Source organism: Rothia sp. L_38 (assembly GCF_050689125.1).
Classification (GTDB): domain Bacteria; phylum Actinomycetota; class Actinomycetes; order Actinomycetales; family Micrococcaceae; genus Rothia.
The window spans coordinates 1-3,002 of the sequence record NZ_JBOEQD010000027.1 but is presented as its reverse complement, the minus strand read 5'-3'; the positions used below and the strand labels follow the sequence as shown (position 1 = coordinate 3,002).

The following is a 3,002-nucleotide window of genomic DNA, read 5'->3' as shown; positions in this document are numbered from 1 at the left end:
CCAGGAAATCTCATCTCGAAACAGGCTTCCCGCTTAGATGCTTTCAGCGGTTATCCCTCCCGAACGTAGCCAATCAGCCATGCACCTGGCGGTACAACTGACATACCAGAGGTTCGTCCGTCCCGGTCCTCTCGTACTAAGGACAGCCTTTCTCAAATTTCCAACGCGCGCAGCGGATAGAGACCGAACTGTCTCACGACGTTCTGAACCCAGCTCGCGTACCGCTTTAATGGGCGAACAGCCCAACCCTTGGGACCAACTCCAGCCCCAGGATGCGACGAGCCGACATCGAGGTGCCAAACCATGCCGTCGATATGGACTCTTGGGCAAGATCAGCCTGTTATCCCCGAGGTACCTTTTATCCGTTGAGCGACGGCCGTTCCACAACGTACCGCCGGATCACTAGTCCCGACTTTCGTCCCTGCTCGACCTGCCAGTCTCACAGTCAAGCTCCCTTGTGCACTTACACTCAACACCTGATTGCCAACCAGGCTGAGGGAACCTTTGGGCGCCTCCGTTACTTTTTGGGAGGCAACCGCCCCAGTTAAACTACCCATCAGGCACTGTCCCTGACCCGGATCACGGGCCGAAGTTAGACATCCAGAGCGACCAGAGTGGTATTTCAACAACGACTCCACAAACACTAGCGTGCCTGCTTCACAGTCTCCCACCTATCCTACACAAGCCGCACCGAACACCAATACCAAACTATAGTAAAGGTCACGGGGTCTCGTCGTCCTGCTGCGCGAAACGAGCATCTTTACTCGTACTGCAATTTCGCCGAGTTCATGGTTGAGACAGTAGGGAAGTCGTTACTCCATTCGTGCAGGTCGGAACTTACCCGACAAGGAATTTCGCTACCTTAGGATGGTTATAGTTACCACCGCCGTTTACTGGGGCTTAAATTCTCAGCTTCGCCCACAAAGGGCTAACCAATCCTCTTAACCTTCCAGCACCGGGCAGGAGTCAGTCCGTATACATCGTCTTACGACTTCGCACGGACCTGTGTTTTTGATAAACAGTCGCTTCCCCCAATTCTCTGCGACCCATACACGCTCACCACCGCGCAGGTGGGTCACGCTCAAGGCTCCCCTTCTCCCGAAGTTACGGGGACATTTTGCCGAGTTCCTTAACCATGATTCTCTCGATCGCCTTAGTATTCTCTACCTGATCACCTGTGTCGGTTTCGGGTACGGGCGGCTAAAACCTCACGTCGATGCTTTTCTCGGCAGCATAGGATCACCAAATCCCCCACAAACGGGGTCCCATCACGTCTCAGGCCAACACCGGCGCATTTAACAACCGGATACCCTACACGCTTAGACCACGACAACCATCGCGTGGCTTGGCTACCTTCCTGCGTCACACCTGTTAATACGTTTACCTCCAAAAATCGGGTCCTGCAGTCCACCACAAGCTCCCCAACACAAGTGAAGGGGTTACAAACAGCTTCTCACAGTTAGCATCAAAATATCAGTATGGGCGGTTTTTCGCCGGTACGGGAATATCAACCCGTTATCCATCGACTACGCCTGTCGGCCTCGCCTTAGGCCCCGACTAACCCAGGGCAGATTAGCTTGACCCTGGAACCCTTGATCATCCGGCGCACGGGTTTCTCACCCGTGATTCGCTACTCATGCCTGCATTCTCACTCGCATACCCTCCACCACTGGTTTACACCGCAGCTTCACTGGATACACGACGCTCCCCTACCCAACCAGTCATAAAACTGATTGCCATAACTTCGGTGGTGTACTTGAGCCCCGCTACATTATCGGCGCAGAATCACTTGACCAGTGAGCTATTACGCACTCTTTCAAGGGTGGCTGCTTCTAAGCCAACCTCCTGGTTGTCTAAGCAACTCCACATCCTTTCCCACTTAGTACACGCTTAGGGACCTTAGTTGATGGTCTGGGCTGTTTCCCTCTCGACAATGAAGCTTATCCCCCACTGTCTCACTGCTACGCTCTCACTTACCGGCATTCGGAGTTTAGCTGACGTCAGTAACCCTGTGGGGCCCATCGGCCATCCAGTAGCTCTACCTCCGGCAAGAAACACGTAACGCTGCACCTAAATGCATTTCGGGGAGAACCAGCTATCACAGAGTTTGATTGGCCTTTCACCCCTATCCACAGCTCATCCCCTCCATTTTCAACTGAAGTGGGTTCGGTCCTCCACGACGTCTTACCGTCGCTTCAACCTGGCCATGGATAGATCACTCCGCTTCGGGTCTAGATCCTGCCACTCACTCGCCCTATTCAGACTCGCTTTCGCTACGGCTTCCCCACACGGGTTAACCTCGCGACAGAACACTAACTCGCAGGCTCATTCTTCAAAAGGCACGCTGTCACCCCAAAAGGCTCCAACGGCTTGTAAGCACACGGTTTCAGGTACTATTTCACTCCCCTCCCGGGGTACTTTTCACCATTCCCTCACGGTACTGATTCACTATCGGTCACTAGAAAGTATTTAGACTTACCAGGTGGTCCTGGCAGATTCACACGAGATTCCACGAGCCCCGTGCTACTCGGGTGGCACACACGCGGTCTAACACATTACGATTACAGGACTCTCACCCTCTCCGGTCGCCCATCCCAAGGCGTTCACCTACATGCTAGAACATCACGTCAACAGCCGGTTGAAACTGTTATGCGTACTCCCACAACCCCCATGATGCAACCCTCAACCGGTATCACACACCACAGGTTTAGTCTCTTCCGCTTTCGCTCGCCACTACTCACAGAATCATTAGTTATTTTCTCTTCCTGAGGGTACTGAGATGTTTCACTTCCCCTCGTTCCCTCCAACCAGCCTATACATTCAACTGGCGGTAACAAACCATGATGGCTTGCTGGGTTTCCCCATTCGGACATCCTGGGATCAACGCCCTGTTATCGGCTTCCCCAGGCTTTTCGCAGATTCACACGTCCTTCATCGGCTTCTAGTGCCAAGGCATCCACCGTGTGCCCTTAATAACTTACACACAGATAAAATCAAAGATA

At 53.1% G+C, this 3,002-nt stretch carries 1 rRNA gene; it reads right to left on the bottom strand.

What is annotated here, in order from left to right:
* A 23S ribosomal RNA gene (locus tag ACRCJM_RS11925) occupies positions 1-2,983 on the bottom strand; the annotation flags it as partial.
* Between the last annotated feature and the right edge of the window lie 19 nt (positions 2,984-3,002).